This is a genomic window from Olleya sp. KKT75, assembly GCF_055635485.1.
Map to the genome: position 1 here is coordinate 1556539 of NZ_CM145759.1, position 20005 is coordinate 1576543.

At 33.7% G+C, this 20005-nt stretch carries 16 protein-coding genes; 12 read left to right on the forward strand and 4 right to left on the reverse strand.

The annotated features are described in order from the left end of the window. Positions 1-67: 67 nt before the first annotated feature. The 4 genes from ileS (at position 68) to ACZ2G2_RS06925 (ending at position 5286) form a co-directional block, all read left to right on the forward strand. Entirely contained in the window at positions 68-3475 is a 3408-nt protein-coding gene (gene ileS, locus ACZ2G2_RS06910) for an isoleucine--tRNA ligase (RefSeq protein ID WP_470394702.1), read from the forward strand. 4 nt (positions 3476-3479) lie between these two features. Further along, a complete protein-coding gene (locus ACZ2G2_RS06915) occupies positions 3480-3863 on the forward strand; it encodes a TraR/DksA family transcriptional regulator (protein WP_470394704.1) in 384 nt (127 codons plus the stop codon). A gap of 112 nt (positions 3864-3975) precedes the next feature. Next, positions 3976-4599 (forward strand): hypothetical protein, encoded by a 624-nt coding sequence (locus ACZ2G2_RS06920; RefSeq protein WP_470394706.1) that lies wholly within the window; start codon positions 3976-3978, stop codon positions 4597-4599. 60 nt (positions 4600-4659) lie between these two features. After that, complete coding sequence (locus ACZ2G2_RS06925) at positions 4660-5286, forward strand: lipoprotein signal peptidase (protein WP_101202083.1); 627 nt, start codon at positions 4660-4662, stop codon at positions 5284-5286. On the opposite strand, the gene ACZ2G2_RS06930 is transcribed toward ACZ2G2_RS06925, so the two are convergent. The 4 genes from ACZ2G2_RS06930 to ACZ2G2_RS06945 are packed head-to-tail and all read right to left on the reverse strand — an operon-like array spanning position 5283 to position 8127. Next, positions 5283-5846 carry a 5-formyltetrahydrofolate cyclo-ligase gene (locus ACZ2G2_RS06930; protein WP_282069727.1) on the reverse strand — a complete coding sequence of 188 codons (564 nt, stop codon included), beginning with the start codon at positions 5844-5846 and terminating at the stop codon, positions 5283-5285. The two genes, ACZ2G2_RS06925 and ACZ2G2_RS06930, sit on opposite strands and share 4 nt — an antisense overlap. A gap of 6 nt (positions 5847-5852) precedes the next feature. Next, the gene (locus ACZ2G2_RS06935) at positions 5853-6821 is read right to left on the reverse strand and encodes a succinylglutamate desuccinylase/aspartoacylase family protein (RefSeq protein ID WP_470394709.1); all 969 of its coding nucleotides are present in this window, start codon (positions 6819-6821) and stop codon (positions 5853-5855) included. A gap of 3 nt (positions 6822-6824) precedes the next feature. Further along, positions 6825-7703, reverse strand: coding sequence for a 30S ribosomal protein S6--L-glutamate ligase (gene rimK, locus ACZ2G2_RS06940; RefSeq protein WP_090836701.1), 879 nt, complete (start codon positions 7701-7703; stop codon positions 6825-6827). A 1-nt stretch (position 7704) separates the two neighbouring features. Continuing rightward, positions 7705-8127 carry an ATP-dependent zinc protease family protein gene (locus ACZ2G2_RS06945; protein WP_090836699.1) on the reverse strand — a complete coding sequence of 141 codons (423 nt, stop codon included), beginning with the start codon at positions 8125-8127 and terminating at the stop codon, positions 7705-7707. Positions 8128-8275: 148 nt separating this feature from the next. On the opposite strand from ACZ2G2_RS06945, the gene uvrC reads away from it, so the two are divergent. The 8 genes from uvrC (at position 8276) to pgi (ending at position 19876) form a co-directional block, all read left to right on the forward strand. After that, a complete protein-coding gene (gene uvrC, locus ACZ2G2_RS06950; protein WP_470394711.1) occupies positions 8276-10069 on the forward strand; it encodes an excinuclease ABC subunit UvrC in 1794 nt (597 codons plus the stop codon). Further along, positions 10066-12300: a patatin-like phospholipase family protein gene (locus ACZ2G2_RS06955; protein ID WP_470394713.1), complete on the forward strand. Its 2235-nt coding sequence runs from the start codon at positions 10066-10068 to the stop codon at positions 12298-12300. Before uvrC ends, ACZ2G2_RS06955 begins: the two co-directional genes overlap by 4 nt. A 337-nt stretch (positions 12301-12637) precedes the next feature. Next, positions 12638-13798, forward strand: coding sequence for a homogentisate 1,2-dioxygenase (locus tag ACZ2G2_RS06960; RefSeq protein ID WP_090836693.1), 1161 nt, complete (start codon positions 12638-12640; stop codon positions 13796-13798). Between the two features lie 138 nt (positions 13799-13936). After that, a complete protein-coding gene (hppD, locus tag ACZ2G2_RS06965) occupies positions 13937-15100 on the forward strand; it encodes a 4-hydroxyphenylpyruvate dioxygenase (RefSeq protein WP_101202080.1) in 1164 nt (387 codons plus the stop codon). Between the two features lie 144 nt (positions 15101-15244). After that, positions 15245-16027, forward strand: coding sequence for a DUF3108 domain-containing protein (locus ACZ2G2_RS06970; protein ID WP_090836689.1), 783 nt, complete (start codon positions 15245-15247; stop codon positions 16025-16027). 5 nt (positions 16028-16032) lie between these two features. Next, positions 16033-16956: a tryptophan 2,3-dioxygenase family protein gene (locus ACZ2G2_RS06975; RefSeq protein WP_282069735.1), complete on the forward strand. Its 924-nt coding sequence runs from the start codon at positions 16033-16035 to the stop codon at positions 16954-16956. Continuing rightward, a complete protein-coding gene (locus ACZ2G2_RS06980) occupies positions 16914-18233 on the forward strand; it encodes a M23 family metallopeptidase (protein ID WP_090836684.1) in 1320 nt (439 codons plus the stop codon). The genes ACZ2G2_RS06975 and ACZ2G2_RS06980 overlap by 43 nt, the downstream gene beginning before the upstream one ends. Then, complete coding sequence (gene pgi, locus ACZ2G2_RS06985; RefSeq protein ID WP_470394715.1) at positions 18233-19876, forward strand: glucose-6-phosphate isomerase; 1644 nt, start codon at positions 18233-18235, stop codon at positions 19874-19876. The genes ACZ2G2_RS06980 and pgi overlap by 1 nt, the downstream gene beginning before the upstream one ends. The last annotated feature ends 129 nt before the right edge of the window (positions 19877-20005 follow it).

The window sequence follows — 20005 nt, forward strand, 5'->3', positions numbered from 1 at the left end:
ATGCTCAAAAATCAGAGTTTTAAACAGAATTCCTTAATTTCGCAACTCGACATAGAAATCAGAAAAAATGAGCGCAGGATTCCCTGAATATAAAGGACTTAACTTACCAAACGTAGCAGAAGAAATTCTTAAGTATTGGCAAGACAATAATATCTTTGAAAAAAGTGTATCAACTAGAGATAATGCAGAGCCGTACGTGTTTTTTGAAGGACCACCTTCAGCTAATGGTTTGCCTGGTGTACACCACGTTTTAGCACGTGCTATAAAAGATATTTTTCCAAGATATAAAACCATGAAAGGGTACCAAGTTAAGCGCAAAGCTGGTTGGGATACGCATGGTTTACCAATAGAATTAGGTGTAGAGAAAGAACTTGGTATTACCAAAGAAGATATCGGTAAAACTATATCGGTGGAAGATTATAACGCAGCCTGTCGTAAAGCAGTTATGCGTTACACGGACGTTTGGAATGATCTGACTCAAAAAATGGGGTATTGGGTAGATATGGAAGATCCATATATTACTTACGAGCCTAAATACATGGAAACTGTTTGGTGGCTTTTAAAAGAGATTTACTCTAAAAAGCTAATGTACAAGGGGTATACCATTCAACCGTATTCTCCAAAAGCAGGAACAGGATTAAGCTCGCACGAGGTTAACCAACCTGGTGCATATCAAGATGTAACAGATACAACTATCGTTGCACAATTTAAAGCTATTGAAAGTACATTGCCTGACTTTTTGCAAAACGAAGGCGATATCCATTTTACAGCATGGACTACAACACCTTGGACATTGCCAAGTAATACTGCGTTAACTGTTGGACCAAAAATAGATTACGTTTTAGTTCAAACATATAACCAATATACTTTTCAGCCAATTAATGTAATAATGGCTAAGGCTTTAGTTGGTAAACAATTTGCCGGAAAGTTATTTAATCAAGTAGAAGCTAAAGCAGATCTTTCAGAATATAATGGTGGTGATAAAGTAATCCCATATTTTATTGTAAAAGAATTTAAAGGAAAAGACCTTGTTGGTATTAAATACGAACAACTGCTTCAATATGCGTTACCAAATGATAATCCAGAGGATGCTTTTAGAGTTATTGCTGGAGACTTTGTAACAACTGAAGATGGTACAGGTATCGTGCATACAGCACCAACATTTGGAGCAGATGATGCCTTAGTAGCAAAACAAGCTACCCCAGAAATACCACCATTATTGGTAAAAGACGATAATGGAAACTTAGTGCCTCTTGTAGATCTACAAGGACGTTTTAGACCAGAAATGGGTGAGTTTGGTGGTAAGTATGTTAAGAATGAATATTATAATGATGGCGAAGCTCCAGAACGATCAATAGACGTTGAGTTAGCAATTAAATTAAAAGAAGAAAATAAAGCCTTTAAGGTAGAAAAATATAAGCACAGTTACCCACATTGCTGGCGTACAGATAAGCCAATCTTATACTACCCATTAGATTCTTGGTTTATTAAAGTTACTGATGTTAAAGAAAAAATGGTAGCTAATAATAATACCATTAACTGGAAACCTAAATCAACAGGTACTGGGCGTTTTGGTAATTGGTTAGCTAACGCAAACGATTGGAATTTATCTAGATCGCGTTATTGGGGTATTCCATTACCAATCTGGAGAACGGAAGATGGTAAGGAGGAAATCTGTATTGGATCTGTTGAAGAGCTTAAAGCCGAAATGCAAAAAGCAGTTTCAGCTGGCGTTTTAGCTAAGGATATATTCGAAGATTTTGAAGTTGGTAACAATTCCGAAGAAAACTATGCTAAGCTAGATTTACATAAAAATATTGTAGATGGTATCGTATTAGTGTCTCCAAGTGGGCAGCCAATGCAACGCGAAAGTGACTTAATAGATGTGTGGTTTGATTCTGGATCAATGCCTTATGCGCAATGGCACTACCCCTTTGAGAATAAAGAAAAAATAGATAATAACGAAGCCTTTCCTGCAGATTTTATAGCGGAAGGAGTAGATCAAACTAGAGGTTGGTTTTATACATTGCATGCTATTGCAACAATGGTATTTGACTCGGTTGCCTATAAAAACGTAGTGTCAAACGGATTAGTGTTAGATAAAAACGGACAGAAAATGTCTAAACGTTTAGGTAATGCAACAGATCCATTTGAAACTTTAGATACTTACGGAGCAGATGCAACACGTTGGTACATGATTGCTAATGCAAATCCATGGGACAACTTAAAATTTGATTTAGATGGTATTGAAGAAGTAAAACGTAAATTTTTCGGAACACTTTATAACACGTATTCTTTCTTTAGTTTATATACTAATTTAGATAAATTTAGTTACGCTGAAGCGGAAATCCCATTAGAAGATAGACCTGAGTTAGACCGTTGGATATTATCAGAATTACATACCTTAATTCAGAAAGTAGATCAGTATTATGCCGAGTATGAGCCGACAAAAGCAGCAAGGGTTATTTCTGACTTTACACAAGATTATGTAAGTAACTGGTTTGTACGTTTAAGTAGAAGACGTTTCTGGAAAGGAGATTATCAAACAGATAAAATTTCGGCATACCAAACATTATATACATGCTTGTTAACCATAGCAAAATTAGGTGCGCCAATTGCTCCGTTTTTTATGGACAAGCTTTACATAGACTTAACAAAAACAACACAATCAGAAACGTTTGAGAGTGTACATTTGTCTGAGTTTCCAAAATTTGACGCTAGATTTGTTGATAAGTCGTTGGAGCGCAAAATGGAAAATGCTCAAACTATTTCGTCGTTAGTATTATCATTAAGAGCTAAAGAAAAAATAAAAGTGCGTCAACCGTTGCAAAAAATAATGATTCCGATAGATTCTGAACAACAAAAAGAAGAAATTCTAGCAGTTGCAGATTTAATAAAGCATGAGGTAAACATTAAGGATATCGAGCTTTTAGAAGATGCGTCAGATATATTAGTAAAACAAATTAAACCCAATTTTAAAGCGTTAGGACCACGTTTTGGAAAAGATATGAAAGCAATTGCAGGTGTGATTGTTAAGATGACTGCAGAGGACATTAAAGTTGTTGAACAAAAAGGAGAGATCGATGTCGAGTGTAATGGAAAAAGTATTACATTACAACGTGGTGATGTAGAAATCACGTCTCAAGACATTGAGGGTTGGCTAGTTGCAAACGAAGGAAGTATAACCGTTGCTTTAGATGTAACCATATCGCCAGAATTAAAAGAAGAAGGAATTGCTAGAGAGTTGGTAAACCGTATTCAAAATTTGCGTAAAGATTCAGGTTTTGAAGTTACAGATAGAATTTCTGTTCAGCTTCAAGAAGATGAAAATATTGTGAAAGCAGTACAAGCTAATTTAGAGTATATTAAGGCTGAAACCTTAACTGACGATCTAAAAATTATTAATCAATTAAATAGTGGTATAGAAATTGCTTTTGATGATGTAAATACCAAACTATTTATTCAAAAAAACTAAAATTATGGCATCAGATATAAACGTAAGATACCCAGACAAGGATTTAGCAAATTTTAAAGTGCTAATACACGAAAAAATTAAAAGTGCTAAGCATGACTTAGAATTGATCAAAAGTGCCTACATGAATGATCATAATAATGGTACTGATGATACGTCGCCTACATTTAAAGCGTTTGACGAAGGGAGTGAGACTATGAGTAAAGAGTCTAATTCTGCTTTAGCAATAAGACAGGAAAAATTTATCCGTGATCTTAAAAATGCTTTGATTAGAATCGAAAACAAAACCTATGGTGTGTGTCGCGTAACGGGTAAACTAATTAATCCTAAAAGATTAGAGTTAGTGCCTCACGCAACGTTAAGTATCGAAGCAAAGAATATGCAGTCATAATTTTTTGAGCAATTAAAAAATAGTGGTCTAATGTTTATTAGATCTAAAATATAATAAGTTAAAACGCTTCAATTACTATTGAAGCGTTTTACATTTACACTAAATAGCACCATTGAAAATTAGAATAACCTTTTTATTTTTATTGATTACCAGTTCTTTTTACGCGCAAATAAGCAAAGAAAAAATGTGGCGTGCTGACGCTATAAAAACGGTGACTATAGCAGGTAGTGATGTTTTTAAAATTAATGTAAAAAATGGTCCGTCAGATACAATTACCTTGAAGGTTAAAATAGATGGCGAATACGCTCAGAATTTAGTTGTTTTGGATAGTGTTTCAGCTGAAACATTATTTATATCATCAGCCTTTCAGCCTCTATTTGTAAGTGATAACGATAAGTTAAGCGCGCATAAAGTATTATCTGTGGAGTATGAGCTCTTGGTTCCGGAACACATGTCTTTGGATGTTAAAAGTGATATTGCTTCCGTAACTATCACAGGGATTTATACCGCGGTTTTTATCGAGTCTAATCAGGGTAGTTGTCAATTAAAGGACTTTCTAGGTGATGCGGTTATTAATACTATCGATGGGAATATTGCTGTGCAAACTAATCTAGCAAAAGTCGAGGCGTTTAGTAAAACAGGTACGGTAGAGATACTTCAGTTTAAATATGGAAAGTATGCAATAAGTTGCCACTCCATTAACGGAAATATTATCGTGACTAGAATAGAAAAATAAGTCTATTTTTGTTTTGTAAATTCTACTTGCGCTTAGCATAGTAAAAGCATTCCAATTTATATGAATATTAAAAAAGCATCATTACTAATAATTGTTATTTTACTTATTGATCAAATAAGTAAAATATATGTGAAAACACATTTTGTTTTAGGAGAGGATGTTGCTCTTTTTAGTTGGTTTAAAATTTATTTTATTGAAAATAGCGGTATGGCTTGGGGTACTAAACTAAGCGATATTATTCCGGCTATTTCAGATAGGACAGCAAAAGTATGTTTAACAGTTTTTAGGATTTTTGCAATTATTGGTATTGGCTATTGGTTGACAAATACTATTAAAAAACAACAGTCTAAAACGCTAATTTTAGCACTTGTCTTTATTTTTTCAGGTGCTTTAGGTAATATTTTGGACTCTGTATTTTATGGTGTGTTGTTTGATGATAGTGTCTCTCAAGTGGCTAGTTTTTTGCCACAACAAGGGTATGATAGTGTTTTGCATGGTAAAGTTGTAGACATGTTGTATTTGCCATTATGGAAAGGTTATTTGCCAGAATGGATTCCTGGAATTGGAGGAGACTATTTTACGTTTTTCGAGCCTGTTTTTAATGTAGCAGATGTTGCTATTAGTATTGGCTTCTGTATTTTGATATTTTTTAATGGAAAAGCGTTTCCTAAAAATGAAGAGAATTAAAACTCGTAAATAGTCTTTGGTGTTACGCAATAGTCTAGGCTGATGTCATCTTTATAAACATCTTCAATTTCAGCTTCAGCTTCAAAAAAAGACAACCCTATTTTTATAGTTTCTGGTTTGCAGTCTGCTAGAAAGTTATCGTAGAATCCTTTACCATATCCCACACGGTTTCCTTTTAAGTCAAACGCCAAAAGCGGTACAAATACCACGTCAATGCTAGTGTTAGCAATTGGAATACCATCAATAGGTTCTGGTATATTGTAAGTGCTTAATTTAAGTGTGGTAGCATCGGTTAATAAAAAATTACTTAAGGTGTTGTTGCTAAAATTACTTTTAGAAATAACAATGTTTTTATCCTTACCAGACAGAATGTTTAAAATGTAATCTGTGTTAATTTCCTGCTGTGTTTCAATAGTTAAAAATAAATGATAAAAGTTATAGTCCCAAATAGTTAACTTTAATAACTGATTAGCAATTGCAAGACTGTGATCATCAATTTCAGTATGGGAAAGCAAAGCGCGTAAAGCTTTATATTTTGGTCTTAAGTCAGCTTTTTTCATCTTAAACTATTTTAAGACTTCCGTCGAAATATGAAACAACGCATCTCCTTGATATACAATCGGGGATTGGTTAATGTTTATTATATAACCAGCATGTTTAGATTTGACAAAATGGTTGAATTTTCCGTAAGGATCGGTTATGTTTCCTATATCATCACCAACTTTGACTTCAACACCAAGTTTAATAGTTGCTTTAAACATACCAGAATGTTTAGCTCTAAGCCAAGAGCTTTCTGTTATTTTAACGCATTCTTTTTTAGGTTCTGATACTTTAAACTGTCTACGTAACATTCCAAAATGATTCATGATGCGTTTTGCACCATTAACACCAGTGTTTGTGACGGTATTGTCTAGGTCAAAAGATTTCCCTCCTTCATATAATAAGATAGGTTTCCCTAATTTATTACAAGCGTTTCTAAACGATTTGTTTAAGTTTTGAGAATATAAGATAAATGGCGCGCCAAAGATTTCGGCCATGACATCATCATCTTCGCTTCCTCGTTCTATACGTATCTGTGGGGCATTAAATCTAAAGGCTCCTCCGGTGTGAAAATCTACAATAAAATCGGCATGTGGCACCACTTCTTGTATTAGCTCATAGGCTACACGACTAGCTAAAGAGCCGTTTTTCATACCTGGAAATACACGGTTTAAATCGCGACCATCAGGAAAAGCGCGTTCCATGTTTATAAACCCAAAAATATTAAGGACAGGAATACAAATAGTCGTTCCTATTTTGGGTTTATTAATGCCTTTGGATATTAGTTGACGTACAATCTCCACGCCATTAATTTCGTCACCGTGGATTCCCGCAGTAAACAAAATTGTCGGACCTGGTTTTTTAGAACGTTCTATTATAATAGGTACATCTACAGGAGTTCTAGTGTGCAATTTCGCAACATTAAAACTAACTTCTGCACTTTGGCCAGGTTTGATAGTTTCTCCTAAAATTTCTAAAACGTCGTTTGTGTACATCGTTTATTTATTTGTGTTTTTCTCAATATAATTGATGATATTTTTTGCGATATTTTTACCTGTCGCATTTTCAATACCTTCTAATCCTGGGCTAGAGTTTACTTCTAAAAGTAATGGACCTCTTTCAGATTGTAACATATCTACACCACAAACTGGTAGCTTTAAGGCTTGAGATGCTTTCATGGCAACTTGCGTTTCTGCGTCACTTAATGTTATAATGTTTGCGCTTCCTCCACGGTGTAAGTTAGATCTAAATTCGCCTTCTTTTCCTTGACGTTTCATAGCGCCAACTACTTGACCATCTACCACTAAAGCACGTAAATCCGCACCTTTAGCTTCTTTTATAAATTCTTGTACAATAACTCTAGCTTCTAAACCATTAAAGGCTTCTAAAACAGATTCTGCAGCATTTTTACTTTCGGCTAAAACGACACCTAACCCCTGAGTACCTTCTAGTAATTTAATAATTACCGGCACACCACCAACATGCTCAATAACTTCCTCAACATCTCTAGAGTAGTTTGTAAACACTGTTTTTGGCATTCCAATACCAGCTTTGCTTAAACGTTGTAAACTTTTTAGCTTATCTCTAGACCTTAAAATGGCTTCAGAAGAAGCTGTTGTAAAAACATTCATCATTTCAAATTGTCTTACCACTGCACAACCGTAAAATGTTACAGAAGCACCAATACGCGGTATAATAGCGTCTACATAATCTAAATAACGATCTTTATAAAAGATGGTTGGTTTTTCAGTTTCAATAATGATGTCACATTTTAGAGGATCTATGATCTCTATTTTATGACCTCTTTTTTCACCTTCTTCAACCAAACGATCTGTTGAGTATAAATTAGCGTTTCTAGATAAGATTACAATGTTCATGTTATTTGTTATAATTAAAGGATTGGTCTAGGATATCGACGTCTACTAAAAATTTACGTTTTAAAAATTGTCTACCAATTAAAACGGGAAATCTCATATCGTCTCTTGTGCTTAAAGTTAAGTTAATCTTATATGTTTTACCAAAAAAAACTACTTCTGTTTTTATCTTGTAGCGGTTTTCTACAAAACCATTGCTGCTTTTTACGTCTGTAAAGGTGTACTCTTCAAAGACTTTAGTTTTACTATTAAAGTTGGGGTGTCCTTTGCTATAAAAAGTACAGTGTAACCCGTCGTCTTTAACAACTACTTTGGAGCAATGTATTGCAGAGGTGTAGGCTCCTGTATCTATTTTACAGTCCACTTCAAATAAATCTAACTTTGGGAAGTTGATTTTATCGGTTCTACCAATGGTTTTTTTTGTCATTTTTAGTGTTTAAAAAGAGGTGCAAGGTAATAAATAAGTAAACATATAATTTTTATTTTTAGGTTAAAATTTGACCTATAAACGTTAAGTTGTTTTTAAATAATTACCTTTGGTTAACAATCAAATATCTTCCATTTTTAACGTCAGAATGAGTAATACAGCTTTAGATATTCAGCTTAAAACCTTACCGGATTCTCCCGGAGTCTATCAGTATTTTGATGCTGAAGGCACCATAATATACGTTGGTAAAGCCAAGAATCTAAAAAAAAGAGTCAGTTCGTATTTTACAAAAACTCATGAAAATGGTAAAACTAGAGTTTTAGTAAAGCGTATTGCTAATATCAAACATATTGTTGTAGAGACAGAAACAGACGCATTGTTATTAGAAAACAATCTAATAAAAAAACATAAGCCACGCTATAATGTTTTATTAAAAGACGATAAAACGTATCCATGGATTTGTATTAAGAAGGAGCGTTTTCCAAGGGTGTTTCCTACCCGTCGGGTTATAAAAGATGGTAGCGATTATTTTGGGCCTTACACTAGTATGAAAACCGTAAAAACGTTACTAGGTCTAATTAATGGATTGTATAAATTACGTACTTGTAATTATAACTTGGCACAGGATAAGGTTAGTGAAGGTAAGTATAAAGTGTGTTTAGAGTATCATTTAGGAAACTGCAAAGGCGCTTGCGAAGGTCGAGAGACAGAAGCTAATTATCACGAAAACATAGCAGCAATCAGAGAGATTTTAAAAGGGAATTTTAAAGACTCTTTAGGCAATTTTAAATTGCAAATGAATCAGTTTGCAGAAGATATGGAGTTTGAAGCTGCGCAACGTATTAAAGAAAAAATTGAAGTTTTAGAAAACTACCAAGCTAAGTCAACAATTGTTAATCCAAAGATTAGTAATGTGGATGTGTTTTCTATTGTTAGTGATGCTGGACATAGTTATATTAATTTTTTACAATTATCCTATGGATCTATTATTAGGTCACATACTTTAGAAATTAAAAAGAAGCTAGACGAAAGCGATAAAGAGCTTCTAGAATTAGCTATAATTGAAATTAGAGCACGTTTTAACTCCAATTCAAAAGAAATATATGTACCTTTTAAGGTAAATATTGGAGAGCAATTAAAAGTAACAGTACCACAACTAGGAGATAAAAAGCATATTTTAGATTTATCCATTAGAAACGCAAAGTATTATAGGATGGAGCGTTTTAAACAAGTTAAAATCACAGATCCTGATCGTCACGCCAATCGTATTATGGCGCAGATGAAACAAGATTTACGTTTAGGGCAAGAGCCAAGACATATCGAGTGTTTTGATAACTCAAACATCCAAGGTACTAATCCTGTTGCAGCCTGTGTTGTGTTTAAAAACGGAAAACCAAGCAAAAAGGATTATCGCCATTTTAATATCAAAACGGTTGTTGGTCCTGATGATTTTGCATCCATGGAAGAAGTGGTGTTTAGACGTTATAAACGCTTGCTTGAAGAAGAGCAACCATTGCCACAATTAATAATTATTGATGGAGGTAAAGGGCAATTGTCTTCTGCATTAAAAAGTTTAGATCTTTTAGGGTTACGTAATAAAATAGCAATTATAGGTATTGCAAAACGTTTGGAAGAATTATTTTATCCTGATGATCCAATTCCTTTATATTTAGATAAAAAATCGGAAACCCTAAAAATAATTCAGCAATTACGTAATGAGGCACACCGTTTTGGAATTGAGCATCATCGAAATAAAAGAAGTAAACAAGCGTTAAATACAGAAATGGAAACTATTCCAGGCATTGGAGAAAAAACGATTGTAGAATTACTAAAAAAGTTTAAATCTGCAAAACGTATTTCTAACGCTAAATTGGATGAGTTAGAAGATGTTGTAGGGATTTCAAGAGCAGCAAAAATATATAATTATTACCATAAGGAATGAAGCAAATAAGCATTGTTATACTATTAATATTTGCATTAAGCAGCAGCCTTAAAGCGCAAGAAACCCAAGAGCAGGAGCCTAAAGTTGGCTTGGTGTTAAGTGGTGGTGGTGCAAAAGGGTTTGCACATATTGGTGTTTTAAAAGTTATAGATAGTTTAGGTATTAGAGTAGATTATGTAGCAGGGACCAGTATGGGGGCAATTATTGGATCCTTATATGCTTCTGGTTACTCAGGTAAACAGTTAGATTCTATTTTTAAAGGTGTAGATTTTGATAATTTAATAGCCGATAATATTCCAAGGTCAGCGCAATCAACTTACGAAAGGGAGATTTCAGAGCGCTATGCAGTAACATTGCCTTTTGATCACTTAAAAGTAAAACTACCGTCAGCATTATCTAGAGGACAAAATACATTTAATTTATTAACTAAATTAATGTTACACGTTAGTTATCAGGACGATTTTTCAAAACTACCAATCCCATTTTTTTGTATAGCAACAAATGTAGAAACCGGTCAGCAAGTTGTTTTAGACAAAGGTAATTTGCCACAATCGGTTAGAGCTAGTGGTGCTTTTCCATCGCTGTTTCAACCTGTTGAGATAGATGGTCAGCTTTTGATTGATGGAGGCGTAGTAAATAACTATCCAATTAGCGAGCTTAAGGCAAAAGGGATGGATATAATTATTGGTGTGGACGTTCAGGATGGTTTAGCTAATCGTACAGATCTGTCATCAGCACCACAAATATTATTTCAAATAAATAATTTCAGGACTATAAATGACATGAAAATCAAGTCTACACAGACTGATATTTATTTAAAACCAGATATTTCAAAATTCAATGTTGTTTCTTTTGACGACGGTAACCAAATTATAAAAAACGGAGAAATAGCTGCTCGAGCGCACATAGACGTTTTAAAAAACTTAAAAGAAAAGCAGACTAAAAAGCCAATAGAAAGACTAAATACGGTCTATTCAGATAGTTTAAAAATTAATTATATCGAAACTAACGGTATAAATAAGTACACAAGATCTTACATTTTGGGTAAATTAAAAATGAGACCCTATACTAAAATAGCATACACAGAGCTGGCAGAAGGTGCTAATAATGTTGTAGCAACTAATAACTTTGACAGCTTTTTTTACGAGCTTAAAAAAGATGAAGATGATTTTTACAGATTAATAACTACAGTAAGCGAAACTAAAAAAACAACGTTTTTAAAACTAGGGTTACATTATGACGACCTTTATAAAAGTGCCATTTTAGCTAATATTACTAAAAACCAATTTCTATTAAAAAACGATGTGGTGTCTCTAGATTTAATTATCGGGGACCATGTTAGATATAACTTTGATTATTTTATAGATAAAGGGATGTATTGGAGTATTGGTTTAAAATCTAGGTATAACGAGTTTGATCAAGGCGTAGTGGCCAATGCTTTTCTGTCGCAGTCAGAAGTCTTAGATGTAGGAATCAATAAATTGGATACAGAGCTAACAGATTTTACCAACCAGTTTTACTTGCAAACATTATTCAGAAACGATTTAGCCTTGTCACTTGGTGTGGAGCATAAAAAACTTAAAGTAACAACTGAAACTATTTTGTCCACAGATAACCAAGACGAAACAGTTTTTGAAAACAGTAATTACGTTAGTCTCTTTGGGCAGTTAAAATTTGATACCTATGACAGTAAGTATTACCCAACAGAAGGTCTTTTCTTTTTAGGAGAAGCCAACTACTACATGTATTCATCAGATTTTTCAACAGATTTTTCTCCATTTTCTATATTTAAAGCAGAGCTAGGTTATGCCTTCAAAGCAACAGATAACTTATCTTTTAATTTAGTAACAGACGGAGGGTTTAAAATAAATCCAAAAGCCAATCAGTTTCTTGATTTTGTACTTGGAGGTTACGGTAATAATTTTATCAATAATTTTAAACCGTTTTACGGGTATGATTTTTTATCCATAGCAGCAGATTCTTATATCAAAGCAAGCATAAACCTAGACTATCAATTTGTTCCAAAAAACCACCTAATGGTTACCGCAAACTATGCCAATGTATCAGATAGGCTGTTTGACACCACGGACTGGTTATCGTTGCCAGAATATTCAGGTTACGCCTTAGGCTACTCTTTTGATTCGTTTTTGGGCCCTATAGAAGCAAGATATAGTTACTCTCCAGAAACTAGAGATAGCTACTGGTTTTTCAACTTGGGATATTGGTTTTAATGGGGCGTTTTGTATTTAATCCTTTAGGGCTTAAATGCAACCAGGTTATCCATTATATCTTTTTTTGCCATATGTGGCAGCAAAAAAAGGATGCCATTACTACCCTTAACGCGGGGTAAAACGCATAAGCTTCTGCCTAGAGATAAAAAACACTTTCTATACTCAAAAATATTTACGATATTTGTTAGACTATGAAGACAGCTTGGAGCGATTTATTATCACATTTAAAATTCTTGATTAAGCGTAATCCAGAGTGATCTTCCTTCCTTGTTAAGCATTTAATAAGACGTCACACAGTTCTTAGACGTTATTTTTTTTCAATTTAAAAACTAAAAAAATGCCATTTTATCATAAACTAGGAAAAATACCACCAAAAAGACACACCCAGTTCAGAAAAGCGGACGGTACATTGTACGCAGAACAGTTATTTGGTACCATAGGTTTTGACGGTATGTCAACAAATTCCTATCACGAGCATAGACCAACACAGGTAAAGGAAATCAGAAAACAATACAGTGTTGCGCCTAAAATTGCTAAAAAAAACCACATACAATCTTACCGTTTAAGAGGGTTTCAAGTCAAGCCAGAAAACGATTATTTAGAGTCTCGTAAAACGGTGCTTATAAATAGTGATTGTAGTATCATTTTAGCAGCGCCAAAACAATCAACAACAGATTATTTTTATAAAAACACAGACGCAGATGAGCTTATCTTTATCCATAAAGGAACAGGGAAACTGCGCACACACTTAGGTAATTTAGACTTTAAATATGGAGACTATTTATTAGTACCTAGAGGTGTTATTTATAAAATGGATTTTGATACAGAAGACAATCGTTTGTTTATTGTCGAGTCTAAAAGACCAATTTATACACCAAAACGTTACCGTAACTATTTTGGACAATTATTAGAGCATTCTCCATTTTGCGAGCGTGATTTAAGACAGCCACAAGAGTTAGAAACACATAATGAAAAAGGAGACTTTTTAATGAAAGTTAAGAAGCAAGACGATATTTTTGAAATGGTTTATGCAACACATCCTTTTGATGTTGTAGGTTATGACGGTTACAACTATCCATATGCGTTCTCAATCCATGATTTCGAGCCTATAACTGGACGTATCCACCAACCGCCACCAGTACATCAAACTTTTGAAACAGATGCTTTTGTAGTTTGTAGTTTTGTACCAAGATTATACGATTATCATCCAGATAGTATTCCAGCGCCTTACAATCATAGTAATATAGATAGTGATGAGGTCTTGTATTACGTAGACGGAGATTTTATGTCTAGAAACGATATAGATGCAGGGCACATATCCTTGCATCCCGCAGGAATACCGCATGGTCCGCACCCAGGAGCAACAGAGCGTAGCATCGGGAAAGTGAGAACGGATGAGCTAGCAGTAATGGTAGATACATTTAAACCATTAATGGTAACTGAGGAGGCGCTTAAAATAGCTGACGAAGACTACTATAAATCGTGGCTAGAACATTAGTATTAAATAGATTTCAAAACAATAATTAATTAAGATTGAAATAGAGATTCAAGAATTTAAAAAATTGACACGGAGTTATTTAACAGGCTGTAAAGTCTTTGTTTTTGTCGCTTTATTCTTTCTTCTATATAAAGTATTATGAGTAAAAAAGAAGTAAAATCAGTAGACTACGGTTTAGAAAAAATATTTGAAGGTGCACAAGATTTTTTGCCACTTTTAGGAACAGATTATGTAGAGTTTTACGTGGGTAACGCAAAACAAGCAGCGCATTTTTATAAAACAGCATTCGGATTTCAATCTCATGCGTACAAAGGATTAGAAACAGGATCAAAAGATTCGGTAAGTTATGTGTTAAAGCAAGACAAGATTCGTTTAGTATTAACAACACCATTAAATAGTAAGTCGCCAATTAACGATCACATTGTAAAACATGGTGATGGTGTAAAAATTGTGGCGTTATGGGTTGAAGATGCTAAAAAAGCTTACGAAGAAACTACAAAACGTGGTGCAAAATCATACATGGAGCCAGTCGTTGAAAAAGACGAGTTTGGTGAAGTAGTAAGAGCCGGAATTTATACGTACGGAGAAACTGTACATATGTTTGTAGAGCGTAAAAACTATAACGGACAATTTTTACCAGGATTTGTAGAGTGGAAAAGTGACTATAACCCAGAGCCAGTAGGGTTAAAATATATCGACCACATGGTTGGTAATGTAGGTTGGGGAGAAATGAATACTTGGGTAAAATGGTATGAAGATGTTATGGGGTTTGTTAACTTCTTGTCTTTTGATGACAAACAAATACACACAGAATACTCGGCTTTAATGTCTAAAGTAATGAGTAATGGAAATGGGCGTATCAAATTCCCGATTAACGAGCCAGCAAAAGCAGCTAAAAGATCACAAATTGAAGAGTATTTGGATTTCTACGAAGGTTCAGGAGTACAACATATTGCAGTAGCAACGGATGATATTATAAAAACAGTATCTCAGCTTAAAGCTAGAGGTATCGAGTTTTTACCACCACCACCACAAGCATATTATGATGATATTCCAAACCGCTTAGGTGTGCACATGGAAATGATGAAGGAAGATATTAACGAGCTTCAAAAGTTATCAATTATGATTGATGCAGATGAGGAAGGGTATTTACTTCAAATCTTTACAAAGCCAGTAGAAGATAGACCAACCTTGTTCTTCGAAATCATACAACGTATGGGAGCGCAAGGTTTTGGTGCAGGTAACTTTAAAGCATTGTTTGAATCTATTGAGAGAGAACAAGCTAAAAGAGGGACACTTTAATTAAACTTTATAATTTAATAACAAAAAAATGCCATCAAATACACTGATGGCATTTTTTTGTTTTATATTTTTGGAATAGTAATTGTAAACTAAGTTATAAATAACCTATAGCTTAAACAATTAAGTCTTGTAATAATACCAGTTATGAAAAAACATATACTTCTACTAATAGCCATATTTACTGCCGGTTTATCCTATGCAGTGCAACAAGAGCCTGCTTTTAAGGATGGCGAGTGGTTTAAATTTAAAATGAGTTATAGTGGTTGGATGAAAGCAGGTAACGCCACGCTTCAAGTAAAAGAAACAACATTAAACGGTAAGCCGGTATTTCACGTTGTTGGAAAAGGGTGGACAACAGGTATGATTAAATGGTTTTTTAAAGTAGAAGATCGTTATGAAAGCTACTTTGATAAATCAACAATTTTACCGTACAAATTTATTAGAAATATAGATGAAGGTGGACATAAAAAAAACATCGAAATAGAGTTTGATCAACCAAATAAAAAAGCATTAGTTTATAACAAAAAGCACGATACAAAAAAGACAATAAACACTAAGCCTAATGTGCAAGACATGGTGTCTACTTTTTATTTTCTTAGAAATAAATTAGATACTAAGAATCTTAAGGAAGGGGATGAGATAAAGTTAGACATGTTTTTTGACGAAGAAAACTATGGTTTTAAATTAAAATACCTTGGTAAAGAAAACTTAGATACAAGCTTCGGGACTGTAGAGACGTTAATGTTTAGACCATATGTAATGGCTGGACGTGTTTTTAAAGAAGAAGAAAGTTTAACGCTTTGGGTGTCTAATGATAAAAATAAAATACCTTTACGTATCAAGGCAGATTTAGCAGTGGGGTCTTTAAGGGCAGATTTAGAAGCTTTTAAAGGGTTGAAACATAGTTTTAAAATTATTGCAGACTAATTATAATGAGCGTAGACCAGAATTTAATTAAGCAATTAGAAGAAAAGTACGATGGATTAGGCCAAAATCTAAATACCCATTTAGAAGGTTTATTGCATAGTAAACCAATTGATTATTGGGACTACATACAAACCGATGCGCTTTTAAATTTACAAGTGCAACGTACAACGTTACCAGACGAGATGGTGTTTTTAATGTACCATCAAGTAAATGAGTTGTTGTTTAAAATGATCTTGTGGGAAATAGAGCAAGTCGCTAAATCAGATGCTATAACCGCTTCTTTTTTTGAAACAAAAATCATGCGTATCAGTCGTTATTTTGATGTTTTAACGTCATCATTTACAGTAATGAAAGATGGTATGGATGTGGAGCAATACAATAAGTTTAGAAACACTTTAACGCCTGCAAGTGGTTTTCAGTCAGCGCAATACCGTAAAATAGAGTTTGCTTCAACTGAGTTGATCAATTTAATTGACAATAGGTTTAGAGAAACTATTGATAGAGACACTTCTTTTGAGCACGCTTTTGAGCATTTATATTGGCAAGCGGCAGGAAAGGACTACAAAACGGGCAAAAAAAGCTATACATTAACAGTTTTTGAAGCTAAATACAAAGACGAATTTATTAGATTTGCAGAATTCTATAACACACATAATTTGTGGACTATCTTTAAAAGTTTACCAATAGAGGTTAGAGAAGACAAGGATTTAATCAAAGCAATGCGTCATTACGATTACACAGTAAATATTACGTGGGTAATGGCACATTATAACACAGCTAATCACTATTTAAATATTGGTGGTAAAACAGCTGAAGCAACAGGAGGAAGTGAATGGGTAAAATACATGCATCCAAAGTATCAAAGACGAATATTTTTTCCAGACCTATGGAGCAAACAAGAGTTGCAAGATTGGGGCAAAAATGTCTAGTGCTTTTAGCGTTTACATTAGCAATTGTTAGTTGTAAAGAAGAAGATAAAACACCAATAGAAAGCGTTGAGGTTATTGAGCCAGAAGAGCTTTATGAATTTGGTTTTAAACTAGATGATTATATTGTAAAACGTGACACTATCAAAAAAGGAGATAGTTTTGGCGAAATTCTACAACGTAATCAAATAGATTACTCTAAGATTTTTCAAATCGCAGAAAAAACAAAGGATAGTTTTGATATCAGACGCTTGCAAGTTGGTAAGCCTTATACTTTGTTGTGTTCTAACGATTCGCTACAGCAGCCAAAATGTTTTATTTACCAACCTACAAAAACGGATTATGTTGTTATAAACTTCCAAGATTCTATTCACGCATATTCAAGTACAAAGCCCATAAAATATGTAGAAAAAGAAGTGTCTGGTGTTATAGAGTCTAATATTTCTGAGTCTTTTGCAAAGCAAGGTAAAAGTGTGTTGTTAGCTTATAAAATGTCGGATATCTACGCTTGGACTATCGATTTTTCTCGACTTCAGAAAAATGATAAGTTTAAAGTGGTTTACACCGAAAAATATATTGATGACACTATCTATGCAGGAATCGATAATATTAAAGCAGCCTACTTTTTGCATAACAACGAGCCTTTTTATGCTTTCGAGTTTGAAACAGATACTATAAAAGGATTAAAAGATTATTTTTCTGAAGATGCGAAAAACTTACGTCGTGCATTTTTAAAAGCACCCGTAGAATATAAGCGTATTTCATCAAGATTTAATTTAAATCGAAGAATTGCACTTTATGGAAACCGAGTGCGTCCCCATAAAGGAACTGATTTTGCAGCAAGCGTTGGAACACCAATCCGTGCAACAGCAAATGGTACAGTTATCGAGTCTGCTAAGCGTGGTGGAAACGGTAATTATGTAAAAGTTAAACATAACTCAACTTATACAACGCAATACTTACACATGAGTAAGCGTAAATCTAAAGTGGGTGACTTTGTAAAACAAGGAGATGTTATTGGATATGTGGGTATGACAGGTAATACCTCAGGACCTCATGTTTGTTATCGTTTTTGGAAAAATGGAAAACAAGTAGATCCTTTTAAACAAAAATTACCGGAAGCAGAACCTATTTCGGATAGCTTAAAAACTGAATATTTAAAGTTTATAAAACCGTTGAAAACACAATTGGATGGGATAGAGTTTATTTCTCCTATCGAAGAAGATCAGATTTTAGATATTCAAACTATTTCAGAAAACACAATTACATATACTAACTAATGGCACTACCTTCAATCAACCCAACAAGTACAAAAGCTTGGAAAAAATTAGATGCTCATTTTAAAACTGTAAAAAGTTTAGAGATGAAACATTTGTTTGCTCAGGATACAGAAAGAGCAAATCAAATGACTATTAATTGGGACGATTTTTATGTAGATTATTCAAAAAACAGAATCACTTCTGAGACCATGTCTTTGCTTTTAGAATTAGCGGAAGAGGTTAAGTTAAAAGAGGCTATTCAGGCGCAGTTCTCTGGAGAAATCATCAATAAAACGGAAGGAAGAGAAGTTTTACATACGGCTTTACGTGCAAAAGCAACAGATACTATTATAGTAGATGGTGAAAATGTAATGCCAGAAGTTATAGCGGTTAAACAAAAAATTGAAACGTTTTCTAACCAAGTTATAACGGGACAATTAAAAGGATACACAAATAAGCCATTTACTGATGTAGTAAACATCGGGATTGGTGGTAGTGATTTAGGACCAGCTATGGTGGTTGAGTCCCTTCAATATTATAAAAATCATTTAACCACTCATTTTGTAAGCAATGTAGATGGTGACCATGTTAATGAGGTTTTAAAAACATTAAATCCTGAAACAACATTGTTTGTAATCGTTTCAAAAACATTTACAACACAGGAAACCTTGTCTAATGCCAATACTATTAGAACTTGGTTTTTAAAACAGGCTAAGCAAGAAGATGTGGCTAAGCATTTTGTAGCTGTATCTACTAATATTGAAAAAGTAAAAGACTTTGGGATAAACGAAAATAACATCTTCCCGATGTGGAATTGGGTTGGTGGTCGTTTTTCGTTATGGAGTGCAGTTGGACTAACTATTAGTTTATCTGTAGGTTACAAGCATTTTGATTCGCTTTTAGAAGGTGCCAATAAAATGGATACCCATTTTAAAACGGCGGATTTGGATCAAAATATCCCAGTTGTTTTAGCGCTATTAAGTGTTTGGTATAACAACTTTTTTAAAGCAGAAAGTGAAGCTGTTATTCCGTATACACAATATTTGACTCAGTTTGCTACCTATTTGCAGCAAGGTATAATGGAAAGTAATGGTAAAAGTGTAGACCGTAATGGTGTGCCAGTAAATTACCAAACAGGAACATTAATTTGGGGAGAGCCTGGGACCAATTCTCAGCATGCCTTTTTTCAATTAATTCATCAAGGAACAAAATTAATACCTGCAGATTTTATTGGTTTTGCGCAATCACTATATGGTAATCATGATCATCAAGATAAATTGATGTCTAATTACTTTGCACAAACCGAAGCGTTGTTAAACGGTAAAACTAAAGAAGACGTTGAGGCTGAATTAAAAAGTCAAAATGCTTCAGTAGAAAAAATTAAAGAATTAACACCTTTTAAAGTATTTGAGGGGAATAAACCTACAAATACAATCTTCATAAAAAAACTGACTCCAGAGAGCTTAGGAAAATTAATCGCGATGTACGAGCATAAGATATTTGTACAGGGGATTGTTTGGAATATCTACAGTTATGATCAATTTGGAGTCGAGTTAGGGAAGCAATTAGCCAATAAAATTTTAAAAGAATTTGATAATTCTATTTTTGCTAATCATGATGCTTCTACCTTAAATTTATTGGAATTATACAAGAAATTAAGATAATTTATGTTAATAAATTTTTTTATTGTTTTGATTAACAGTTAATTGAGATTTGGAATATTTTATGTAATTTCGTTTTTGTGCATTTGTTAACGTTAAGTTAATATAACAATTAGAATTAGTCGTATTTTT

What these genes read in the sequence shown, in the direction of transcription:
- ACZ2G2_RS06915 (WP_470394704.1), top strand. Translation starts at nt 3,480, where the DNA reads ATGGCATCAGATATAAACGTAAGATACCCAGACAAGGATTTAGCAAAT.
- ACZ2G2_RS06955 (WP_470394713.1), top strand. Translation starts at nt 10,066, where the DNA reads ATGAAGCAAATAAGCATTGTTATACTATTAATATTTGCATTAAGCAGC.
- ACZ2G2_RS06970 (WP_090836689.1), top strand. Translation starts at nt 15,245, where the DNA reads ATGAAAAAACATATACTTCTACTAATAGCCATATTTACTGCCGGTTTA.
- ACZ2G2_RS06960 (WP_090836693.1), top strand. Translation starts at nt 12,638, where the DNA reads ATGCCATTTTATCATAAACTAGGAAAAATACCACCAAAAAGACACACC.
- ACZ2G2_RS06930 (WP_282069727.1), bottom strand. Translation starts at nt 5,846, where the DNA reads ATGAAAAAAGCTGACTTAAGACCAAAATATAAAGCTTTACGCGCTTTG.
- ACZ2G2_RS06925 (WP_101202083.1), top strand. Translation starts at nt 4,660, where the DNA reads ATGAATATTAAAAAAGCATCATTACTAATAATTGTTATTTTACTTATT.
- uvrC (WP_470394711.1), top strand. Translation starts at nt 8,276, where the DNA reads ATGAGTAATACAGCTTTAGATATTCAGCTTAAAACCTTACCGGATTCT.
- pgi (WP_470394715.1), top strand. Translation starts at nt 18,233, where the DNA reads ATGGCACTACCTTCAATCAACCCAACAAGTACAAAAGCTTGGAAAAAA.
- ACZ2G2_RS06945 (WP_090836699.1), bottom strand. Translation starts at nt 8,127, where the DNA reads ATGACAAAAAAAACCATTGGTAGAACCGATAAAATCAACTTCCCAAAG.
- ACZ2G2_RS06980 (WP_090836684.1), top strand. Translation starts at nt 16,914, where the DNA reads ATGGAGCAAACAAGAGTTGCAAGATTGGGGCAAAAATGTCTAGTGCTT.
- hppD (WP_101202080.1), top strand. Translation starts at nt 13,937, where the DNA reads ATGAGTAAAAAAGAAGTAAAATCAGTAGACTACGGTTTAGAAAAAATA.
- ACZ2G2_RS06975 (WP_282069735.1), top strand. Translation starts at nt 16,033, where the DNA reads ATGAGCGTAGACCAGAATTTAATTAAGCAATTAGAAGAAAAGTACGAT.
- ACZ2G2_RS06935 (WP_470394709.1), bottom strand. Translation starts at nt 6,821, where the DNA reads ATGTACACAAACGACGTTTTAGAAATTTTAGGAGAAACTATCAAACCT.
- rimK (WP_090836701.1), bottom strand. Translation starts at nt 7,703, where the DNA reads ATGAACATTGTAATCTTATCTAGAAACGCTAATTTATACTCAACAGAT.
- ileS (WP_470394702.1), top strand. Translation starts at nt 68, where the DNA reads ATGAGCGCAGGATTCCCTGAATATAAAGGACTTAACTTACCAAACGTA.